At 42.6% G+C, this 19634-nt stretch carries 17 protein-coding genes and 2 pseudogenes; 11 read left to right on the forward strand and 8 right to left on the reverse strand.

Features of this window, described 5'->3' with window-relative positions; translation table 11 throughout:
* Positions 1 to 169: 169 nt before the first annotated feature.
* Positions 170 to 1552: a photosystem II reaction center protein CP43 gene (psbC, locus tag ACLFKQ_RS29755; protein ID WP_449003229.1), complete on the reverse strand. Its 1383-nt coding sequence runs from the start codon at positions 1550 to 1552 to the stop codon at positions 170 to 172.
* Positions 1536 to 2594, reverse strand: coding sequence for a photosystem II D2 protein (photosystem q(a) protein) (gene psbD, locus ACLFKQ_RS29760; protein WP_449000900.1), 1059 nt, complete (start codon positions 2592 to 2594; stop codon positions 1536 to 1538). The genes psbC and psbD overlap by 17 nt, the downstream gene beginning before the upstream one ends.
* Positions 2595 to 3067: 473 nt before the next feature.
* Here psbD and ACLFKQ_RS29765 point away from each other — a divergent pair, with 473 nt between their 5' ends.
* The 9 genes and pseudogenes from ACLFKQ_RS29765 (at position 3068) to ACLFKQ_RS29805 (ending at position 11085) form a co-directional block, all read left to right on the forward strand.
* Positions 3068 to 3619, forward strand: coding sequence for a photosystem I assembly protein Ycf4 (locus tag ACLFKQ_RS29765; RefSeq protein ID WP_449003230.1), 552 nt, complete (start codon positions 3068 to 3070; stop codon positions 3617 to 3619).
* Between the two features lie 115 nt (positions 3620 to 3734).
* Entirely contained in the window at positions 3735 to 4478 is a 744-nt protein-coding gene (locus ACLFKQ_RS29770) for a peptidylprolyl isomerase (RefSeq protein ID WP_449003231.1), read from the forward strand.
* Entirely contained in the window at positions 4465 to 5598 is a 1134-nt protein-coding gene (locus ACLFKQ_RS29775) for a beta-ketoacyl-ACP synthase (protein WP_449003241.1), read from the forward strand. Before ACLFKQ_RS29770 ends, ACLFKQ_RS29775 begins: the two co-directional genes overlap by 14 nt.
* A gap of 395 nt (positions 5599 to 5993) precedes the next feature.
* Entirely contained in the window at positions 5994 to 7319 is a 1326-nt protein-coding gene (locus tag ACLFKQ_RS29780; RefSeq protein ID WP_448998174.1) for an ISNCY family transposase, read from the forward strand.
* A 296-nt stretch (positions 7320 to 7615) separates the two neighbouring features.
* A pseudogene (locus ACLFKQ_RS29785) lies at positions 7616 to 7781 on the forward strand (IS1634 family transposase); the annotation flags it as partial.
* A 178-nt stretch (positions 7782 to 7959) separates the two neighbouring features.
* On the forward strand, positions 7960 to 8232 hold the full coding sequence (locus ACLFKQ_RS29790) for a hypothetical protein (RefSeq protein WP_449003232.1): 273 nt from the start codon (positions 7960 to 7962) through the stop codon (positions 8230 to 8232).
* Positions 8229 to 8351 (forward strand): annotated as a pseudogene (locus ACLFKQ_RS29795) (clan AA aspartic protease); the annotation flags it as partial. The gene ACLFKQ_RS29790 and the pseudogene ACLFKQ_RS29795, both read left to right, overlap by 4 nt.
* A gap of 333 nt (positions 8352 to 8684) precedes the next feature.
* Positions 8685 to 9761, forward strand: a complete 1077-nt coding sequence (gene acsF / locus ACLFKQ_RS29800; RefSeq protein ID WP_449003233.1) for a magnesium-protoporphyrin IX monomethyl ester (oxidative) cyclase — start codon at positions 8685 to 8687, stop codon at positions 9759 to 9761.
* 373 nt (positions 9762 to 10134) lie between these two features.
* Positions 10135 to 11085 carry a pentapeptide repeat-containing protein gene (locus tag ACLFKQ_RS29805; RefSeq protein WP_449003242.1) on the forward strand — a complete coding sequence of 317 codons (951 nt, stop codon included), beginning with the start codon at positions 10135 to 10137 and terminating at the stop codon, positions 11083 to 11085.
* A 97-nt stretch (positions 11086 to 11182) separates the two neighbouring features.
* Here ACLFKQ_RS29805 and ACLFKQ_RS29810 read toward each other — a convergent pair whose 3' ends face one another.
* The gene (locus tag ACLFKQ_RS29810; protein ID WP_449003234.1) at positions 11183 to 11443 is read right to left on the reverse strand and encodes a DUF1830 domain-containing protein; all 261 of its coding nucleotides are present in this window, start codon (positions 11441 to 11443) and stop codon (positions 11183 to 11185) included.
* A gap of 351 nt (positions 11444 to 11794) precedes the next feature.
* Between ACLFKQ_RS29810 and ACLFKQ_RS29815 the strand changes: the two genes are divergently transcribed.
* The gene (locus tag ACLFKQ_RS29815) at positions 11795 to 12205 is read left to right on the forward strand and encodes an acyl-CoA thioesterase (protein WP_449003243.1); all 411 of its coding nucleotides are present in this window, start codon (positions 11795 to 11797) and stop codon (positions 12203 to 12205) included.
* Between the two features lie 50 nt (positions 12206 to 12255).
* Positions 12256 to 13215, forward strand: a complete 960-nt coding sequence (locus tag ACLFKQ_RS29820; protein ID WP_449003235.1) for a DUF362 domain-containing protein — start codon at positions 12256 to 12258, stop codon at positions 13213 to 13215.
* A gap of 168 nt (positions 13216 to 13383) precedes the next feature.
* On the opposite strand, the gene ACLFKQ_RS29825 is transcribed toward ACLFKQ_RS29820, so the two are convergent.
* From ACLFKQ_RS29825 to ACLFKQ_RS29845, 5 genes are all read right to left on the reverse strand, one after another.
* On the reverse strand, positions 13384 to 15255 hold the full coding sequence (locus ACLFKQ_RS29825) for an iron uptake porin (RefSeq protein WP_449003236.1): 1872 nt from the start codon (positions 15253 to 15255) through the stop codon (positions 13384 to 13386).
* A 359-nt stretch (positions 15256 to 15614) separates the two neighbouring features.
* Complete coding sequence (gene uraD, locus ACLFKQ_RS29830) at positions 15615 to 16142, reverse strand: 2-oxo-4-hydroxy-4-carboxy-5-ureidoimidazoline decarboxylase (RefSeq protein WP_449003237.1); 528 nt, start codon at positions 16140 to 16142, stop codon at positions 15615 to 15617.
* Between the two features lie 37 nt (positions 16143 to 16179).
* Positions 16180 to 16545, reverse strand: a complete 366-nt coding sequence (gene uraH, locus ACLFKQ_RS29835; protein WP_449003238.1) for a hydroxyisourate hydrolase — start codon at positions 16543 to 16545, stop codon at positions 16180 to 16182.
* A 65-nt stretch (positions 16546 to 16610) separates the two neighbouring features.
* Positions 16611 to 17774 carry an FAD-dependent urate hydroxylase HpxO gene (hpxO, locus tag ACLFKQ_RS29840; RefSeq protein ID WP_449003239.1) on the reverse strand — a complete coding sequence of 388 codons (1164 nt, stop codon included), beginning with the start codon at positions 17772 to 17774 and terminating at the stop codon, positions 16611 to 16613.
* Between the two features lie 45 nt (positions 17775 to 17819).
* Positions 17820 to 19223 carry a uracil-xanthine permease family protein gene (locus ACLFKQ_RS29845; RefSeq protein ID WP_449003240.1) on the reverse strand — a complete coding sequence of 468 codons (1404 nt, stop codon included), beginning with the start codon at positions 19221 to 19223 and terminating at the stop codon, positions 17820 to 17822.
* Between the last annotated feature and the right edge of the window lie 411 nt (positions 19224 to 19634).

Here is a 19634-nt window from a genome sequence, read left to right on the forward strand (position 1 = left end):
TACAGTAACTTGTCAAATTTAAACAGTAGACGATCGCGGTTGGAGAATGGTACGCTAAATCGCTAACTATCAAGGTTTTGCTCAAAAATTAAGCTCCTGCTATCTAACAGGAGCTTAACTGATGTTTCTTAACGATTAACTCGTTTTAAAATCCGACTGAGACGATCTATTAGTCTAGATCTGGCATACTCAATACGGGTTCGGTTTCGCGGTTGATACCCCTCTCAAAACCACCTGCGGCAGCTCTAGCACGTCCAGCGTGCCATAGATGACCGACTAGGAAGAAGAAAGCCATCACGAATTGGAAAGCAGCCAACCATTGACGGATATTAACGAAGTTAAACGAGTTAGACTCGGTAATAATCCCACCAACCGAGTTAATCGAAGCGTTGGGGGCATGAGTCATGTACTCTGCAGCACGGCGCAACTGCCAAGGCTGAATATCGTTACGAATTTTATCGAGGTCGATACCGTTAGGACCGCGCATGGGTTCTAACCAGGGACCGCGAAAATCCCAAAAGCGCATCGTTTCTCCACCGAGAATAATTTCACCAGTGGGAGAACGCATTAAGTACTTACCAAGACCGGTAGGACCTTGGGAAGAACCAATATTCGCACCCATTTGTTGGTCGCGAGCTAAGAAGGTGAAAGCTTGTGCTTGAGATGCTTCGGCATTGGTGGGTCCATAAAATTCACTGGGATAAGCAGTGTTATTGAACCAGATGTAGCCAGCAGCAATAAAAGACATCAAGGATACAGCACCAATACTGTAAGAAAGATAGGCTTCACCAGACCAGATTAGAGAGCGACGTGCCCAACCAAAAGGCTTGGTCAGGATGTGGAAAATACCGCCAGCAATACAAATCAATCCTACCCAGATATGTCCGCCAATAATATCTTCCATATTATTAACGCCAACAATCCAACCTTCTCCACCAAATGGAGAGGAGACTAAATAACCGAAGATCGCTGCTGGATTGAGGGTAGGATTGGAGATGACTCTGACATCACCACCGCCTGGCGCCCAAGTGTCATAGACACCGCCAAAGAACATGGCTTTAAATACCAACAGAAAAGCACCACAGCCTAACAAAATCAGATGGTAGCCAATAATGTTAGTCATTTGGTCTTTATCTTTCCAGTCTTGACTGAAGAAGTTGGAATATTCTTCTAAAGTTTCTGGACCGCGAAGCGCGTGGTAAATACCGCCTAAACCAAGAACGGCAGAGGAAATTAGGTGGAGCACGCCAATTACAAAGTAGGGATAAGTATCGATGACTTCACCGCCAGGACCTACTCCCCAACCCAACGTAGCTAGGTGAGGAATTAAAATCATTCCCTGTTCGTACATGGGTTTTTCTGGGACGTAGTGGGCGACTTCAAAAATAGTCATCGCGCCTGCCCAGAATACGATGAGCCCTGCGTGAGCGACATGTGCCCCAAGAAGTTTACCTGAAAGATTAATTAAACGGGCGTTACCAGACCACCAGGCATAACCTGTGGACATTTGGTCGCGACCGCCTGCTAATGCTGGATTAGAGAGCGTTACCACGTGGTAGTACCTCCTCTGGGAATTCAAATCGTTGATGTGGTTGGTCTTGTTTTGCCATCCATGCTCTGAGACCTTCGTTGAGCAGGATGTTTTTGGTGTAGAAAGTTTCAAATTCTGGGTCTTCTGCCGCTCTCAACTCTTGAGAGACAAAGTCATAGGCTCTCAGGTTGAGGGCAATGCCGATGATGCCGATGCTCGCCATCCACAATCCCGTTACCGGTACGAACAACATGAAGAAGTGTAGCCAGCGTTTGTTGGAAAAGGCGATGCCGAAGATCTGCGACCAGAAGCGGTTGGCTGTCACCATACTGTAGGTTTCTTCTGATTGGGTCGGCTCGAAGGCTCGGAAGGTATTGGAGCCATCTCCGTCTTCAAACAGGGTGTTTTCTACCGTGGCACCGTGAATCGCACATAATAGTGCTCCTCCTAAGACCCCCGCTACTCCCATCATGTGGAAGGGGTTGAGGGTGAAGTTGTGGAATCCTTGGACGAATAGGATAAAGCGGAAGATTCCCGCTACTCCAAAGCTGGGTGCGAAAAACCAGCTCGATTGCCCCAGGGGATAGAGTAAGAACACCGAGACGAATACGGCTATCGGCGCACTAAAGGCGATGGCGTTGTAGGGTCTGATTCCTACCAGACGGGATATTTCAAACTGACGCAACATGAAGCCGATCAGTCCGAAGGCGCCGTGCAGCGCGGTAAATGTCCACAAGCCGCCGATTTGACACCAACGGGCGAAGTCCCAGTTGGCTTCTGGTCCCCAGAGAAAGAGTAGGGAGTGTCCCATACTGTCTGCTGGGGTGGATACGGCTACGGTCAGAAAGTTACAGCCTTCGAGATAGGAACTGGCTAAGCCGTGGGTATACCAGGAAGTTACGAAGGTGGTACCGGTGAGCCAGCCTCCTAGTGCCATGTAGGCGCAGGGGAAGAGCAAGATTCCCGACCAGCCAATGAACACGAAGCGATCGCGCTTGAGCCAGTCGTCGATGATGTCGAACCATCCTCGCGACGCTGGCGCGCGTCCTACTGCTATTGTCATATTTTTAATCCTCTTGTTTGAATCGACAAACTAAGATTTCTCATAATGTACGCTAATACCATGACTGAGACAGTGCGATCGATTAACGATTGTAATAAACTGTCAAATTTTATAAAATTCTACCCACTAAGGGATAGAATTCTTATATATTTGGGCGAAACTGCCATTAAATCTCGTTTACTTTTGGCGTTTGCTGAATTCGCTCAACGTAACATTCTTTAAAATAGCACGAAAGCAACGTACATCAGAGGCTAAAATCGATCTTCGATACAAAATTTCGAAAATTGATTATTGAGTAATCATTTATATAATTATTAGCAAAAGTTTAACAAACTAACATATTTTTTCTCATAATTTAATATTATTTAAATTATTAATCTTCAAGTAAATGCCTGCGGCTGTAACAAAAGCCTAGTCTGGCTCACTCGAGGAGATCGGCTTGAATTGCATTCTCTAGTTAATAAAAATTGGTAATGGCAGACAATAGCAGCGTTTTTCAGCAAAATATTTTAGGTGCCCGTCGATTTAGCAACTTTTTCTGGGCAGTTGCCGTGTCCCTCGGCGGTACGGGATTTTTACTAGCAGGACTGTCTAGTTATTTTCAAACTAATTTATTAATCGTTTCCGACCCTACGGATTTGCAGTTTATTCCTCAGGGAATCGCTTTGACCTTCTATGGCGTAGCGGGTTTACTGCTGGCAATTTATCTCTGGTTGGTCATCTTCTGGAATGTGGGGGGTGGCTATAACGAATTTAATAAAGAAACTGGTATGGTAAAAATTTCTCGACTGGGCTTTCCCGGCAAAAATCGCCGAGTAGAAGTAGAAATACCGCTAGAAGATATTCAATCGGTTAAAGCAGAAATCAAAGAAGGCTTAAATCCCAAGCGCAGCCTATATCTAAAAGCAAAAAAACGAAGAGATATTCCTCTGACTCGCGTCGGAGAGCCAATCGCGCTATCGACGTTAGAAAATCAAGGTGCAGAACTAGCTCGGTTTTTAGAAGTTCCCTTAGAAGGCTTGTAGCAGATTGTTGATTCTAAGTTAGCAGTTAAGCTAAAACTGTGAACAGTACCCTGCCGCAAAACGACAGGGCTTGCGTTCACTTCGTCAGTATTGTGAGTAACAAAAATCAAAAAAGATGACTCCAAAAACTAAAGTTCGCTCGCTCGCTCTAATTTTGCTAATCTCCATTGGTATCTTCGCCACTAGTGGCTGTACTACATCGGCATCAGATGTTTCTCAAGCCTCATCATCTGATAATCTGACTACAGAGCAATCTCAAACGGCGATCGCCAATAAGCAAAATATGACTAATTTACCTCAACTAGAAGGAATGGCAAAAGTAGAGCTGACCGTTAATGGTTCGCCGATCTCGATCGAAGTCAACGGCAACGAAGCACCTATAACAGCCGGTAATTTTGTCGATTTAGTCGAACGAGACGTTTATGACGGACTGGTATTTCACCGAGTTATCCCGGGTTTTGTAGCTCAAGGAGGCGATCCGCAGGGAAAAGATCCTAATTTTAGCGGTACTTTAGGAACTGGAGGATTTATCGATCCCGAAACGGGCAAAGAGCGCAGAATTCCTCTAGAAATCAAGCTGTCAGGAGAAGATAAACCCACCTATAGCCAAGCGGGTTTACCTTCAGATGCAGTATCTCTCAAGCACGACAAGGGCGTAATTGCCATGGCACGTTCGGCAATGCCTGATTCTGCTTCTTCGCAGTTTTATATTGCCCTAGAGGATTTAGAGTCTTTAGACGGTGACTATGCCGTATTTGGCAAAGTTATCGAAGGTATGGACGTAGTAGCAAATATCAGTCAGGGCGATCGCATCGAATCGGCAAAAGTTGTAGAAGGTGCAGAAAATCTCAAACAATAAATCGGGCAACTCTGAATCGGTAGTAGTAACGGGAATGGGCTTGTTAACCTGTCTCGGTTCGCTACAGGAGAGTTGGACGAGTTTATTAGCAGGTAAATCTGGAATTAGACTGAGTCAGCCTTTTCCCGAAATAGTGTCACTACCTTTGGGGTTAATCGGTAGCCAGCCAGTCTTACTCTCAGAACTAACTAAATTAATTGTCGCGGCAGCAATTGCCGATGCTCAGCTCGAGATTCCTTTACCAAAATGCGCCGTAGTAATTGGTTCTAGTCGCGGTTGTCAGGCAGATTGGGAGCAGTTTACCAGCAACTCTAACTGGTTAGAAACTTTGCCCCATCAGCCATCGATCGCCACAGCTCGCTATCTTCAGACGTTCGCACCAGTCTTAGCACCGACGGCGGCTTGTGCCACCGGCATCTGGGCGATTGCTAGAGGTTATGAGTTAATTACCACTGGTCAATGTCAGAGAGCGATCGTTGGTGGCGTAGAGGCTCCTATTACTAAACTGACTCTTGCCGCTTTCGAGCGCATGGGAGTTTTAGCCACTTCTGGATGCTATCCTTTTAGCAGTCACAGAGAAGGATTGGTTTTAGCAGAAGGGGGCGCAGTGTTAGTTCTAGAAACAGCAACTCTAGCTCGCCGCCGCCAAGCACGTATTTACGGCGAAATTTTAGGTTTTAGTTTGACTTGCGACGCATATCACATCAGTTCGCCAGATGCTAATAACAGAACGGCTTATTTAGCTGTTAAACAGTGTCTCTCTCGGAGTCAAATAGAAATAGACGCGGTAGACTTAATTCATACTCACGGTACCAGCACTAAGTTAAACGATCGCCGCGAAGCTCAATTAATTAACTATTTATTTTCTTCCGAAGTAGCCGTAACCGCCACCAAGGGAGCGACAGGACATACCCTAGGGGCATCGGGCGCGATCGCAACTGTTTTAACTTTAATGGCGATCGCCGAAAGTTACCTACCTCCGTGCGTAGGTTTGCAACAGCCAGAGTTCGCGCTCAATTTCGCAACCACTCCGCGTCAGTACCCGATAAATAAAGCCCTTTGCTTTAGCTTCGGCTTTGGCGGACAAAATGCCGCGATCGCTCTAGGGAAATATGAGTAGTTAGTAAGTTTTACTCTATTACCCGCTCCCTATGCAATCCTCTTGAGGTCAAACTTAATCCTCTCTGGGTAGACGCTCCTCAGTAATTTCCCGTAGAGTATCTCAATTAGCAAAATTTGAGAAAATTCTTAATAAGCCTAAAAAGATTGGAACGGTGAGGAGTAATAGATTGCTGAGATTGACAGAAATAATTGGATTAAGTGCGATCGCGATCGCCTTTTTAGATAGTGCAACCCAGCAATTCTCATTTTAAGATTTCATGACATTGAAACCCAGTCCAGAATCGTTACAAGCAGAAGAATTGGGAATTAGTTCTCTATTCAACATAGAGAACTAAAACAAGAAGGGGCAATTAGCTTAAAGTAAAAGGCATTAACCTTCGCTGGAGTGGCAACATGGGTTTAGCAATAGGGATGCCTGAATTATTATCGATGCTAACCGACGAGTTAGATGAGCTGCCCGATGAAAGAAAACAGGGCAATAACACCAAATATAGGGTTGAAGAAGCGATAAAAAGTGCTTTTTCGGTCTTTTTCATGCAATCGAGGTCATTTTTAGACCATCAACGCTTGATGAAAACCCAGAAAGGGAGAGATAATGCGGCTAGTCTGTTTGGGATCGAGCGCATCCCCTGTGATAATCAGATTCGTACCCTGCTCGACCCGGTGCCAGCTTCAACGGTGTTTGGGGTCTTTCGCTCCGTCTATGACGGTTTGTCAAAAACGGGAAATCTCAAGCCCTATCAGTGCTTTGGTGGAGAATTTTTACTGACTCTCGATGGCACTGAATATTTCTCGTCCAAGAAGATTCACTGCTGTCACTGTTGCCATCAGACACATAAAAACGGCAGCACCACCTATTTTCACGCTGCTGTAACACCAGTATTAGTGGCTCCAGGACGACCACAGGTCATCAGTTTAGAACCTGAATTCATCACTCCCCAAGATGGTCACGACAAACAAGATTGTGAAAACGCTGCTGCCAAGCGTTGGATTGCTGCCCATGCCTGTGAGCCACAAGACCCGCCTGTAACTTTACTTGGGGATGACCTCTACTGTAACCAACCCATCTGTGAAAAGGCTTTGAACCATGGCTATCATTTTATCTTCGTCTGTAAGCGAAGCTCCCATCCAGAAGTTTATGACTGGGTGGATTACCTCGAACGAGTCGGTGAAGTGCAAACTCTGACCGAGATTGAGTTCCATGGACGAAAGCGTTTGTCTGATCACTATCGTTTTGTGAATAAAATTCCCCTCAGAGCCACCCAACCAGCCCTGGACGTAAACTGGTGTGAGGTGACGGTAACAGATACCAGCAACCAGAAAACTCTATACTACAATGCCTTTGCTACTTGCCATGAAATTCATGCCCAGAATGTGTCCGAGATTGTCACTGCTGCTCGTGCACGCTGGAAGGTAGAAAATGAAGGGAATAATATTCTCAAAACTAAGGTTTATCATCTCGAACATAATTTTGGTCACGGTCAAAACCACCAGGCAGAACTTCTATTTTGCCTTAATTTATTAGCCTATCTCTTCCACACCACTCTGGATTTAATCCACATCACTTATCGTGCCGTTCGCTCCATGTTGGTTACTCGCCAAACCTTCTTCAACGAGCTTCGGGCACTGACCAGATATTTATGGTTTGAGAGTTGGCAGACTTTGTTCGAGTTTATGCTGAGGGAGGGAAAAGCACCTGACGGGGTTAACTCTAGCTAAATTTCGCGACTGTTGAACCTGAACCAATTCGCGCCCCTTATAGCTCTACAAAGTAATAGCTGGTTGTTCCAAGTATTACTTGGCTTTTTCATGGCTCAAAACGAACTTGCTCAGGGATGATAGCTGCTCCGGAGCTTACTTTGACTCACAATCAATTAACTCTTCGACTTTGTTCGCGAAAAAGTTTCGCGAACAAGTTCCCAATTTTTATCTTTTACCCTCTATTTTCTTCCGTTCAGGTTTCAAAATGAGAATTGCTGAGTGCAACCCGCTTTGGGAGCAGAGGGGATAGTATGAATCAATTGGGCAAGCCTACAGCTACGCCAACGATGCGTTGGGTGTTTCAGTGTTTTCTTAGTCATCTTCGATCGAGTGCAGCAGATTGTCAACTTGACCCACGAGCATCAAGGGATTCTTCAGTTTCTCGGTGCCCCCTGCCAAAAATATTATTTATTGGTCTGATCGACCTGCGGAATGTGGGTTCTATTTGTTCTGAGGTTAAATTGTTAAGGCGATAAGCCTACGGCAATAGCATAATCGCATACGATGCGCGGAGGGCTTCACTACGCACTTTTTTAGTTAAATTTCAAATTTCAGGTAGTTAGAATAAGATCGATACAAGTAAAAAGCAGGTGTGATTATGCAGGCTATTTTTTGGACTGTCGAAGAAGTCGCTCAAAGAGCCAAACAATTTTACGAGAGTGAAATTCGCTCCTGTGTCGAGCAGGGAGATAATCTTGGCAAGATGATTGTCATTGATGCCGAGACTGGCGAGTATGAAATTGATGAAAGTGGTGTGAGATCGATATTAGCGTTAAAGCAAAAGAATCCCCAGGCTAGATTATTTATGATACGAATCGGATATAATGCTGCGTTTGGCTTTGGTGGGACAGTAGAACCGATAGCAGAATGATTTACGGAAGATTAGTTGGCGGTAAAGCGACAGTTTCAGTGATTTTTCGCTTACCCGAACAACCAGACTTTTCGCTAGATTTTATCATCGATACAGGATTCAACGGCTATCTAACCTTAGTACATATATTCAAAATGGTTGCGATCGTAGGCTCGAACTACAACATGGCGTAAAATTGCGGATTTGGAGTTTTGAACCTCGGCAAAATTTAATTATCCAATACGATAATGTAAATTCAAACCATTGTTCTAACTGCACTAACTGTTCTCACTATCCTAACTGCCTTCTGCCCTCTGCCTTCACTAAATAAGTGATTAACATTCGTTAACTAGCTGCGATAAACCTCTCAATATATTGCAAAATATACCTTTAGTAGCCCTAGCAATAATTTTCGCGGCTTTCGCGGCATAAATAAAAATTAATCGAGTTAAAGTTAAACAATAAAAAATCTCATGGTAGATAGCCTAAAAAAACCTAAGTTTGAGGAAATGCGTCCTGGAGTTAAAACTCCAGCCGCCGAAACTATTCTTACGCCTCGCTTTTACACCACAGATTTCGAAGAAATGGCAGAGATGGATATTTCTGTCAACGAAGATGAATTAAAAGCAATTCTCGAAGAATTTCGTGTCGATTATAACCGCCATCATTTCGTGCGCGATGAAGAATTCAATCGCTCTTGGGATAACATCGACGGTGAAACCCGCCGACTTTTCGTCGAATTTCTCGAACGTTCCTGTACGGCTGAATTTTCTGGCTTTTTACTCTATAAAGAATTGGGTAGACGCTTAAAAGGCAAAAACCCAGTCTTAGCAGAAATTTTTAATTTGATGTCGCGAGATGAAGCTCGTCATGCAGGTTTTCTCAATAAAGCTCTGTCTGATTTCAATCTCTCTCTCGATCTGAGCTTTTTGACGAAAAGCCGTAAGTACACTTTCTTTAAACCCAAGTTTATTTTCTACGCTACCTATCTTTCCGAAAAGATCGGTTACTGGCGTTACATCACGATTTATCGCCATTTAGAACGACATCCCGAAGACAGAATTTATCCTATCTTCCGTTTCTTTGAGAACTGGTGTCAGGATGAAAACCGTCATGGTGACTTCTTTGACGCGATTATGAGATCTCAGCCCCAATTTCTGAACGATTGGAAAGCTAGATTGTGGTGTCGTTTCTTCTTGCTGTCGGTATTTGCCACGATGTATCTTAACGACATTCAACGTTCTGGCTTTTATGCTTGTATTAGTTTAGATGCCCGAGAATACGACAAGCAAGTCATCGAGAGAACCAACGATACTGCAGGCAGAGTTTTTCCGATAATTCTCGATATCGAACATCCAGAATTTTATCAGAGATTGGAAACTTGCATTGACAATAACGATAAACTCAGAGCGATTGACAATTCTGGTTCGCCTGGAGTAGTTAAATTTGTTCGCAAGCTACCACATTACGTTTCTAACGGCTGGCAATTTTTAAAACTTTATCTAATTAAACCAATTTCTGTCGAACACTTGGCAGGAACCGTACGTTAAATTCAGCATTTTACCGAGTCAGAGAGAGCCTTGTCTGTTTAAGGCGGGTTTTCTCTGAGTATTTCAAGCCCCAAAGTTTCGCCCGAACGGAACTTTTTTCATCCTTCAATTTAGGTGGAGTTACCAGTTTTCGGTAAGTAAAATATAGTTGGTAGTTAATTATTTTATACGGTTGATTTGCAGTAGCGATCGCCAAACGATACTTTCCTCGAGCGAGAGGAATGGTAATTTTTTTAATGTTTTAACAAAATTATCGTTCGGGGTTGCTATCTTTAAATGTAAGTTTAGTATTAGCTATGAAAAATATAAATAATTTTTATAGTTTGAGCTAAACTAGGCAAGAAGTAGTATTAAAGGGAAGATTGCAATGGCGATCGAGAATCTAGAGCGATACTATAAAGTTTTAGGATTAGAGCTAGGAGCTTCTATAGAAGAAGTCAACCAAGCTTACAAAGATTTAGCATTTATTTGGCATCCCGATCGCCTTCCCAAAGAAAATCAAAGGTTGATCGAAAAATCCCTTGAAAAAATTAAGGAAATCAATCACGCACGAGACTTGTTGCGTTCTGTCCATCGTCGTAACGGCAATAGTACCTCTAAATCTAAACCTGCTTCAGCTTCGAGACCGACCTCCCAGTCCCCAAATCGCTCTTATTACAATCCCCATTCCTATCGCTCCAGCAATCGCACCAGTTACGATAATAGTACTCATAGTTACAGCGATCGCAGCAATCGCCAGTCTCAGAATTACTATCATCATCGCGATCGTCAGACTTATAGTAACGGACATTCTTATAGTTATAGCGATAGCAATAATTACCAGTCCAAAAATTATTATCGTCAAGGCAATCGCACTAACGCTACCAGTAGAAATTCCTACCGCGCACATGATTGTCCAGATTACAATAGCAAAAACTACTATCACAGTAGCTACGGAAATTCCCACAAACGACCTCACGACCGAGACATGAAGGGAGTAGACCTGAGTCGAGCTAACTTAAAAGAAAAAGATCTCTCGGGTAAAAATCTTCAGCAGGCAAATCTCAGCTACGCAGATTTAAGCGATAGTTTTTTACATAACATCATTTTAGAAGAGGCTAATCTTACAGGAGCCAATTTGTTTCGTGCCAACTTGTTATCGGCAAACCTGAGAAAAGCCAATCTACGGGATACTAATTTAATTGGTGCCGACTTGAGCGGTGCTGACCTCAGTGGTGCCGACCTAACTGGAGCTAAAGTTGGTACTAGCAATAAAATTTTAGTTAAATTGACGGGAGTAAAGTTGACAGGAACCATCCTTCCTGACGGCTCAATTCATTCTTGACTCGCCACGCCACAATTTAGGCGCGACACGGGGTTAACCTCCTAAGCATAGCTATGTCTGAGCCTTTTATTAATTGACACGAGAAGTTACAGCTTGCTTAACAATGGAATTTAATTGGGGCACGAGTTTGCAATTTTTGACAAGGAATTGAAGCGAACAAAGATGTCTTTCCAGCTGTTTCAATAAAAATCTTCAACTCACTTCCTTCGGGAGCATCAAATAAAAGTTTTTCGTAGGGAAAAATAATCTTCTCAAATTGAGGGTTCTCTTGAATTTTAGCTACTTGAATCTGAGACGTGGTATTTACATAACCGCAAAGCATTATTTGATTTTGAGGATTAGAAAAATTAGTATGCATAGGCTCGAAGATTGTTTGACATAATGTTTGAGCAGATCTTGTGTGAGCTTTTCCAAGAACTTGGAGTTCTTTTGAGCTACTAATTTAGTGTTTAGACCTAGATTCGGTAAGATTCTAATTACAATCTTAGTTGAAATTTGAGGTTAGATCGCTTCAATTATGATTAAATTGCAAATTATCAATGTATAAATTGCATAACTGCAGCGATTTTCTCTAGAAGGCTCGAGATCGAAAGCATCAGAAAAAGCTTTTTCAACTCTTCTGAGATTATATTTTTATGGTGTAAAGTACGGTTGACTAGCAACCGATGGCAGCCAAAACAAGCAAGGACAGTAATTAGTGGAAAAACAGATGGGTTTTACTCATTCTCGAACGGTATATTTATCTGATACGGATGCAGCAGGAGTCGTTTATTTTGCTATTGGAATGCAGATGTGTCACGAAGCTTATGAGTCATCTTTGATGGTGGCAGAAATTAGTCTGCAGCAGTTATTAGTCGAAGGTAAAGTTGCTATTCCGATCGTTCATGCAGCAATCGATTTTTTTCGTCCCCTATTTTGCGGCGATAAATTACAGGTTCATTTAAGAGTTATTCGCTTAAAAGCTAGTGAATTTGCGATCGCTTACAAAATTGTCGCCATATCCAATCCAGATAAAATATTAATTAAAGCCAATACCAAACATGTTTGCATCGATCCTCAAACTAGAACTAGAATTGAGCTTCCCGAATTAATTACTCAATGGATAAATAAGTATAGTTAACGATCTTATTTGATATCTTGGAGAAAAATAGCAAGATAAAACTTGACATAATGCCCAAAGCCAGCCTAATCCGAGCCAGTTCTTACGATCTAGCCAAACTGCGATCGCGCCTTGAATATTTACTCGCACCCCTGGGAGGAATCAAAGCAATCGTCAAGCAGGGCGATCTCGTTTTACTCAAACCGAATTTACTTACGGGTAGTCGTCCGACTAAAGAGTGTATAACTCGTCCAGAGATAGTTTACTGTGTCGCTCAATTAGTAACCGAAGCAGGGGGCAAACCTTTTTTGGGAGATAGTCCCGCTTTTGGCAGTGCCTTGGGAGTAGCCAAGGCTAATGGTTATTTACCACTGTGCCAAGAATTAGACTTACCAATTATTGAATTTAAAGGGCAACGCTATCCTACAGCAAGTCAAAGTTTCAGTCATCTGCGACTTTCCAAGGAAGCGATGGATGCAGATGTAGTAATTAATTTGCCTAAAGTGAAATCTCATATGCAGCTTACGATGACTCTGGGGGTTAAAAATCTTTTCGGTTGCGTTCCCGGTAAGATGAAAGCCTGGTGGCACATGGAAGCGGGTAAAGATACCGAGCGCTTTGGCGAGATGCTGGTAGAAACGGCTAGAGCGATCGCTCCGAATTTAACCATCATTGACGGTATTATCGCTCATGAGGGTAACGGTCCTAGTGGTGGCGAACCGAGAGAGTTGGGAATTTTAGGCGCAGCTACTAATGTTTTTGCTCTCGATCGCGCCTTTGTCGAGATTCTTAATGTCGATCCGCTATTAGTACCCACTCTCGCAGCGCAATTTAGATTGGGACTTTGTAGAGATTTAGCCGAAATTGAGTTTCCTTACTGTCAGCCACGAGAACTAAGAGTAACCGACTGGAAGTTGCCCGATGCTTTCATGCCTATAGACTTTGGTTTGCCTCGGGTACTGCGATCGATTTTCAAGCACTTTTACATTCGTTTCGTTCGAGAACGCCTCGAAGCATATACTGCCAAATAAGCCAGGACTTACACATTTACACAGTTGAATGAGTTTCGCTCCCCTCGTCCCCGAACTCGCGCTACCCATCGCGTCTTTTCAAGACACGGGGTCGCTCGTCAAATCTGGGGGAAACAAATTCTAAGTCCTCCATCCTGGGGAGGGAACGAGCAGATACGTCCTAGTTAACTAAAAGCTAAACTGCATCCGCAAGTTACCGACATAAATATTGGGATTGTCCTCAAAGTTGTTGGGATTGGCGACTAGATAGAAAGCAGGAACTAAGGCAATATTATCGTTAACTGGATAGAAATAGGTCAGTTCGAACTCGTACTGAGTGCCGCCATCACCAGCACCAGAAACTAAAAACTCTTCACCATCGATGACATCGAAGGGAACCACAAAAGAAAACGTTCCCAAGCTTCCTTCTTTAATTAAGTCGGGAAAAGCTATCCCTGCTTGAAAGGCTTGAGCGTTAACTTCTCCATCATCTCTACCTGGAGTACGGGGATAAATATCCGTACTACCATAACTGTAGCGTCCAAAAACACCGAGCCAATCTAAAATTGCCCAATCAAAGTTGACGGCAAAAGTATCTGCAGGAGCATCCCCAATCGTACCGCCAAAACCATCATCGGCAACTCCATAGAGTGGTTCTCCTGTAGAGCCGCCCACCCCAAAGCCAGTAATATTGCCAGCAGCATCGAGTATGGGTTGATTGTTATCCAAATTAGAACGAGTGTAGAGTAAGCGAATATTAGCGCGATCGGCGATCGCTAAATCTACTTCCGCAGTGATAGTATTGGTAGCATTAAACAAGCCTTTTTCAGGATCGGAGGAAGTATTAAAAAATTCTGCTGGTAGGAATTCGGTATTTTCTCCCAAATAACCGACTGTGAAAGTCAGAAAATCGTTAACATCCCAAGTTATTACCGCTCCCGAACCGCGATCGATCGCATTGACTAAGGTTCCGCCACTGGAATTGTAGCTACTCGCACCAGTGAGGAAAAAGGTGTAGTTATTATTATCAAAATAGCGATACCAGTTAATTCTCGGTCCTACTACTACTCGAAACTTTTCGCCGATGGGAAAATCGTAAAATAACTCCCGAATTGCTACGCTATTTGCTGCAGGCGCACCGGTTTGATCGGTAAAGGGTACGCCAAAGGTATTGTAGAGTCCTGCAGAAATAAAGGTGTTGGCAGGAGAGTTGCCGTTACCTGCAACTAATTGAGTAACTAATGTATCTTCCCCAGTAAAAGAAGTATTGAAGTTAATCCAAGAGTAATAGCTAAAGGTAATTTCTGGATCGTCAGTTATGTTACTAACTATAGGATTGCCGTCCGTTCCTCTAGCAGCGCGCCGGATGGTTAGGGGTGTATTTAGATCGTTGGTTTCGGCAAGCACATTATCCCCAGCGGTCGCCCCCGTAAGGTTAAAAAAGATATTGCCGGTTAATTTAGTAGTAGTCGAAAACTGATTATCTTCTAAGAAAGCGACTCTTCCCTCTAAGTTATCTACTCTACCTTCAATTGTGGCAAGTTCGGCAGCAAACTCTTCACTCAAGCGACTTATAGTAGCTAAATCTTGTCTAGACACGGCTTCAGATAAAGCAATTAACCGCTCAATTTGATTCAAACAAGAATTTAATCCGGCGGCAAACTCATAGCGAGTTAAAGCTTGAAAACCGCGATAAGTTTGGTTGGGAAAACCTGCAATACAACCATAACGATCTACTAAAGAGCGTAATGCTTCGTATGCCCAGTCAGTAGGCTCGACATCTCGTAACTGGTTGATGTTAGTAACTTGTGACAACCTGTCGGGATCTTCTATTATATTTATATTTTCAATGTTCTCAAAGATTACTGGCGAGGTTTCCTCACCAGCCTGCTTCGAGCGTTGCTCAATTTCTGATAAGAGAAGATCTTCTTCTGATGCAGATGTTTTTGCTGCGCTAGTTGCTAACAAAGTTAACGGTAAAAGTAAGAGAATTGAATGATCGACTAACTGAAAACTTTTACTCGGATTCAAACACCATTGTTTTAATTTTTGAACGGTCATTTTTTACTCTCACACCTAAATAATAATAATTTCGATTAATAAAAATATCATTGTTATTTAGAGGCAAAAGTATTAATGTATACAGTATGCATTTTTTTTAAATAGGTTGGAAACTATTTATTATTGAAGAATATTAATTTCAAAATTGTTACCTTGGGATAGTTTAGGTGATAAATGGTCAGAAAAAAATTGAGATTTTATGATTTAAAATCATAGAAGTACTGGCAGTTTTCTAAACAGTTAAATTAGGGCTGAATACTATTTTTAGACATCTAAAAAATTATAGTCAACTCAATCGCTTCAATACTAAAATATGAATATTTTGGTCTAGATGAATCGAGCTAGCTATAACAAAATTGTTATTCTACGATCGCCTGTAAACGGAAGCGAGCGATCTGGCTAATTTCTGTTAGTGCCTGTTGTTTTTCGGTTGCTACAGAATTGTTTAAACGCCGTTCGAAAGCTTGCAATATACTCTCTTTAGTATGGTTTTTGACCGCAACGATAAACGGAAAGTCAAACTTATTTTTATAAGCCTGATTGAGAGACTGAAAACGCTGATATTCTTCAGCAGATAAGCGATCTAAACCCGCTCCTGCCTGCTCTTTTACCGAAGCTTCCGCCATTTTGGCTTTACTTCCCAAGTCAGGATGAGCTTTAATTAGAGCTAACTGTTCCGAGTCGCTCATTGCTTCTACTACACCAAGCATTGCTCCATATAAAGTTTCAAGATCGGCAAAAGGGCGATCGCGCCAAGCTTTTTTAACAATTACTGGCGTTTCTTCCCAGATACTTGCCAAAGCAGCCGTAAACTCAGCTTGAGACATTTGATTTAATTCTGAGAGAGAGTATTGGCGATGGTTGATGGTTAATGGTCGCTCGTTCATAGCTGAATCGTAGTAAACTTCATCTTTGATTCTCGCTTCAACTTCCCCGATAGGTACTGTAAGACCAAGGAGAAACTAGCAAAGGAACGTGATAGTGAGCATCAATTTGACTAATTCCAAAGCGAATGGGAATTCGATCTAAAAACAGCGGCTGGGAATAGTCAGAATACTCAGCAAAGTAATCGCCGATACTAAAAACCAACTCATACACTCCCGGCTTAAATTCTGCTCCGAGCAAAAGTGGTTCGTCGGTACGTCCATCCTGATTGGTTGAAGTAGTTTTTAACAGAGTTTTAGAGTCGAGTTCCAAGTCCGAACCCAGCTTCCATAGAGCGATCGCAACTTCTTTAGCGGGACAACCATGAGCCGTGTCTAAAACGTGAGTGGTTAATTTACCTGACATAAATATTGTTTGCTCAAATCATCAATCGTTTGTGTGTTGGAGCAATTAGTAAATCGCTCTTGGGTTTAACGTAAAGGACCACCTAAAATAATTTTTGCCAGTGCGTCGGTAACATCTTTCTCTCGCTCGTGTTTTAGTTGTTCGTACCACTGTTGGGTTAAATCTGGCTCCTTGTTATAAATAGTATCGGTACGCTTGCGGGCTTTCAAAACCAAATTAGCAACTCGTTCCTTACGTTCGGCTTCGTAACGCTTGAGAGCATCTTCAATACTGATGTTGGTCGTTACCAAATAGCGACACAATACATCTGCATCTTCCATAGCCTGACAGCCTCCCTGTCCGAGAGTGGGAGTAGTTGCATGAGCAGAATCCCCAACTAGAGCAATTCTACCTTTTACCAAATTAGGTAAAGGCTCGATGTCGCTAATTTCTAGACGATTAACCTGTTCGGGATCGAGTTTATCGATTAAATTTTGTACTGGTTGTGCCCATCCTGCAAAGGTCTCTTTTAATTCAGCCCGAATATCTTTTGGTTCTACTTTGGTTCCCTTGGGTTTGGGACAGCCAAAGAAAAAGTAAAAACGATTTCCTCCAACGGGCATCATCGAAGCTCGTTTTCCTTCGCCGACATAGATTACCCAAACATCACTTTCAGCCAAATCGGGACTAGCATCTACCAAACCATTCCAGTTAACGTAACCTGCATAGCGGGGTTCTACCTTACCATTATTGAGATAAGTACGCACTACCGAATGAATGCCATCAGCACCGATAACCACATCCCCCGTAGCAGTAGTACCATCTTCAAAAATAGCCGTCGCACTGTCTTGATCTTGCTTCACTTCGACACAGCGCATTCCCATTTTTAAATCTGCTTCGCCAAAGGCAGTAAGCATCATCTGCTGGAGGTCGGTACGAGATACGGGATAAGGTCTTTGTCCTACCTGTTCTACTAGGGGCATTAAGTCGATGGGATTTAGAACTTCTCCTCGATGACTCAGATACTCCATACGGTTCATCTCGCCACCAATGGCGGCCACTTGTCGACCAAGTCCCAATTTATTGAGAACTTTAATGCCATTCGACCACAAAGAGATGCCAGCTCCCGCAGGACGAAGTTTGCTTGTTTTTTCGTAAATTTCTACTTCGTAGCCTGCCTGGCGCAAAGCAATTCCCGTGGCAAGTCCTGCCATTCCCGCGCCAATAATAACTGCTTTTAAGTCGTACATGGTAATTATCTATGGTTATTGATTGTCTTAGTGGTCTTTTGGATTTTATTCTCCGCCAGGGATAATGAGATTGAGCAATAAAGCAGTAATGCCTCCTGTAGAAATTCCAGATGAGAAGATACTTTGAACCAATGAAGGTAATTCTTCGAGAATTTCGGGGACGAAAGTAACTCCCAAACCCATACCCAAGGATACTGCCAGAATAATTGAATTACGTTTGGTCAGATTGACACAAGAAAGAATTTTAATTCCCGCTACTGCTACAGTGGCAAACATCACGATAGTCGCGCCACCGAGTACTGGTTGAGGCAAAGCTTGAAAAACCCCCGCAATAATTGGAAATAAACCGAGAAGAAAGAAGATTGCCGCAACAAAATAGCCTACATAGCGACTACCAACTCCGGTTAATTGAATTACACCATTATTTTGACTGAAAGTTGTATTGGGAAAAGTATTGAAACAAGCTGCAATAATTGAATTTATTCCATCTCCTAAGACTCCACCCTTGATGCGCTTGAAATATTTAGGTCCTTCAATTGGTTCGCCAGAAATAGCAGAAGTAGCGGTTAAGTCGCCAATCGATTCAATCGCCGTGATTAAATACAAGAAAGCAAAAGGAATAAACGCCCCAAAATCGAATCCCAAACCATAACGCAGGGGAATCGGAAGTGCAAATGCTGGTAAGTTAGCCAGATTACTAAAATCTACTAGACCTGCTGGAATCGAAACTAAGTAACCAACTATTAGACCGATAACGATCGATGACATTCTGAGAAAATTACTGTTAGTGCTGTTAAGGGCAATAATTACGATTAAGACTAAAAACGCTATTCCCAAATAAACTGGATTGCCAAAGGTTTCATTGTTCTGGGCTGGTACTCCACCACCCATAGAGGTCATACCTACTTTGATTAGAGTCAAGCCAATTAAAGTTACTACCACCCCCGTTACTAATGGTGTAATGATTTGATTAGCTAAATGTAAAAAACGACTGATAAATATTTCTACAAAAGCACCAAAAAAGCACAAGCCAAAGATTAAGCTCAAGGCTTCTTGAAATGTACCTCCCTGCGCCGTAACCGCCGAGCCTGCAGCAATAATCGGACCGAGAAACGCAAAACTAGTACCCTGAACGCTTAACAAACCAGAACCGACAGGACCAAATCTTTTTGCCTGAATAAAAGTAGCAATACCAGAAACTACCAAAGACATACTGATGATAAAAGCGGTATCTTCTGGTGGTACTTCTAACGCCCCACAAATAATCAACGCCGGGGTGATAATGCCCACGAAACAAGCAAATACGTGCTGTAAGGCTACAAAAATCGATTCTAACAGCGGGGGACGTGCCTCTAACCCATAGATTAAGTCCGATCTAATCTTAGAAGTGGCTTCGGTCTGCACATTTTCTGTATTTGTACTCAGTTCTTGTTCTGTTGGCTGTATCATATTTATCTGTCAATTCTTAATGCTTAAATTAATAGTGGTTTTTAATAGCGATCGCATATTCTCTACCAGAATTTCTGAGTTATTGTATACAGTATGCAGTAACGACCTGACAAATTGTATTAATAGTTACGATTTTGTCTTTTGTCATCAAATTAGGATTTTTATACTTATGAAAATTCTGAGTTGGTGTCAAATTGGTGTCACCCAGAATGCACTTAGATAATCAAGATAAAGCCAAAAATACTAAGTTACAGTAATTTTTTTACAAGGGAGTGCAGTTATCAGAACCTATCCCACTAATGTCTAAAGGTGATAATTTAACTATTGAAAGTCAAATAGTGGAATACAGATGGCTAGGTGGGAATTGAAACCTATGGCAAAGCCAAACAGACTTGGTTAGAAACCTTTTGA

The sequence above is a fragment of the Myxosarcina sp. GI1(2024) genome (genome assembly GCF_053543375.1).

Bases quoted from the DNA above. Each gene is read 5' to 3' on its own strand.
- ACLFKQ_RS29790 (WP_449003232.1), top strand. From the start codon at position 7,960: ATGCAGGCTATTTTTTGGACTGTCGAAGAAGTCGCTCAAAGAGCCAAA.
- ACLFKQ_RS29765 (WP_449003230.1), top strand. From the start codon at position 3,068: ATGGCAGACAATAGCAGCGTTTTTCAGCAAAATATTTTAGGTGCCCGT.
- acsF (WP_449003233.1), top strand. From the start codon at position 8,685: ATGGTAGATAGCCTAAAAAAACCTAAGTTTGAGGAAATGCGTCCTGGA.
- ACLFKQ_RS29825 (WP_449003236.1), bottom strand. From the start codon at position 15,255: ATGACCGTTCAAAAATTAAAACAATGGTGTTTGAATCCGAGTAAAAGT.
- ACLFKQ_RS29845 (WP_449003240.1), bottom strand. From the start codon at position 19,223: ATGATACAGCCAACAGAACAAGAACTGAGTACAAATACAGAAAATGTG.
- ACLFKQ_RS29815 (WP_449003243.1), top strand. From the start codon at position 11,795: ATGGGTTTTACTCATTCTCGAACGGTATATTTATCTGATACGGATGCA.
- ACLFKQ_RS29820 (WP_449003235.1), top strand. From the start codon at position 12,256: ATGCCCAAAGCCAGCCTAATCCGAGCCAGTTCTTACGATCTAGCCAAA.
- uraH (WP_449003238.1), bottom strand. From the start codon at position 16,545: ATGTCAGGTAAATTAACCACTCACGTTTTAGACACGGCTCATGGTTGT.
- psbD (WP_449000900.1), bottom strand. From the start codon at position 2,594: ATGACAATAGCAGTAGGACGCGCGCCAGCGTCGCGAGGATGGTTCGAC.
- ACLFKQ_RS29780 (WP_448998174.1), top strand. From the start codon at position 5,994: ATGGGTTTAGCAATAGGGATGCCTGAATTATTATCGATGCTAACCGAC.
- ACLFKQ_RS29810 (WP_449003234.1), bottom strand. From the start codon at position 11,443: ATGCATACTAATTTTTCTAATCCTCAAAATCAAATAATGCTTTGCGGT.
- ACLFKQ_RS29770 (WP_449003231.1), top strand. From the start codon at position 3,735: ATGACTCCAAAAACTAAAGTTCGCTCGCTCGCTCTAATTTTGCTAATC.
- uraD (WP_449003237.1), bottom strand. From the start codon at position 16,142: ATGAACGAGCGACCATTAACCATCAACCATCGCCAATACTCTCTCTCA.
- hpxO (WP_449003239.1), bottom strand. From the start codon at position 17,774: ATGTACGACTTAAAAGCAGTTATTATTGGCGCGGGAATGGCAGGACTT.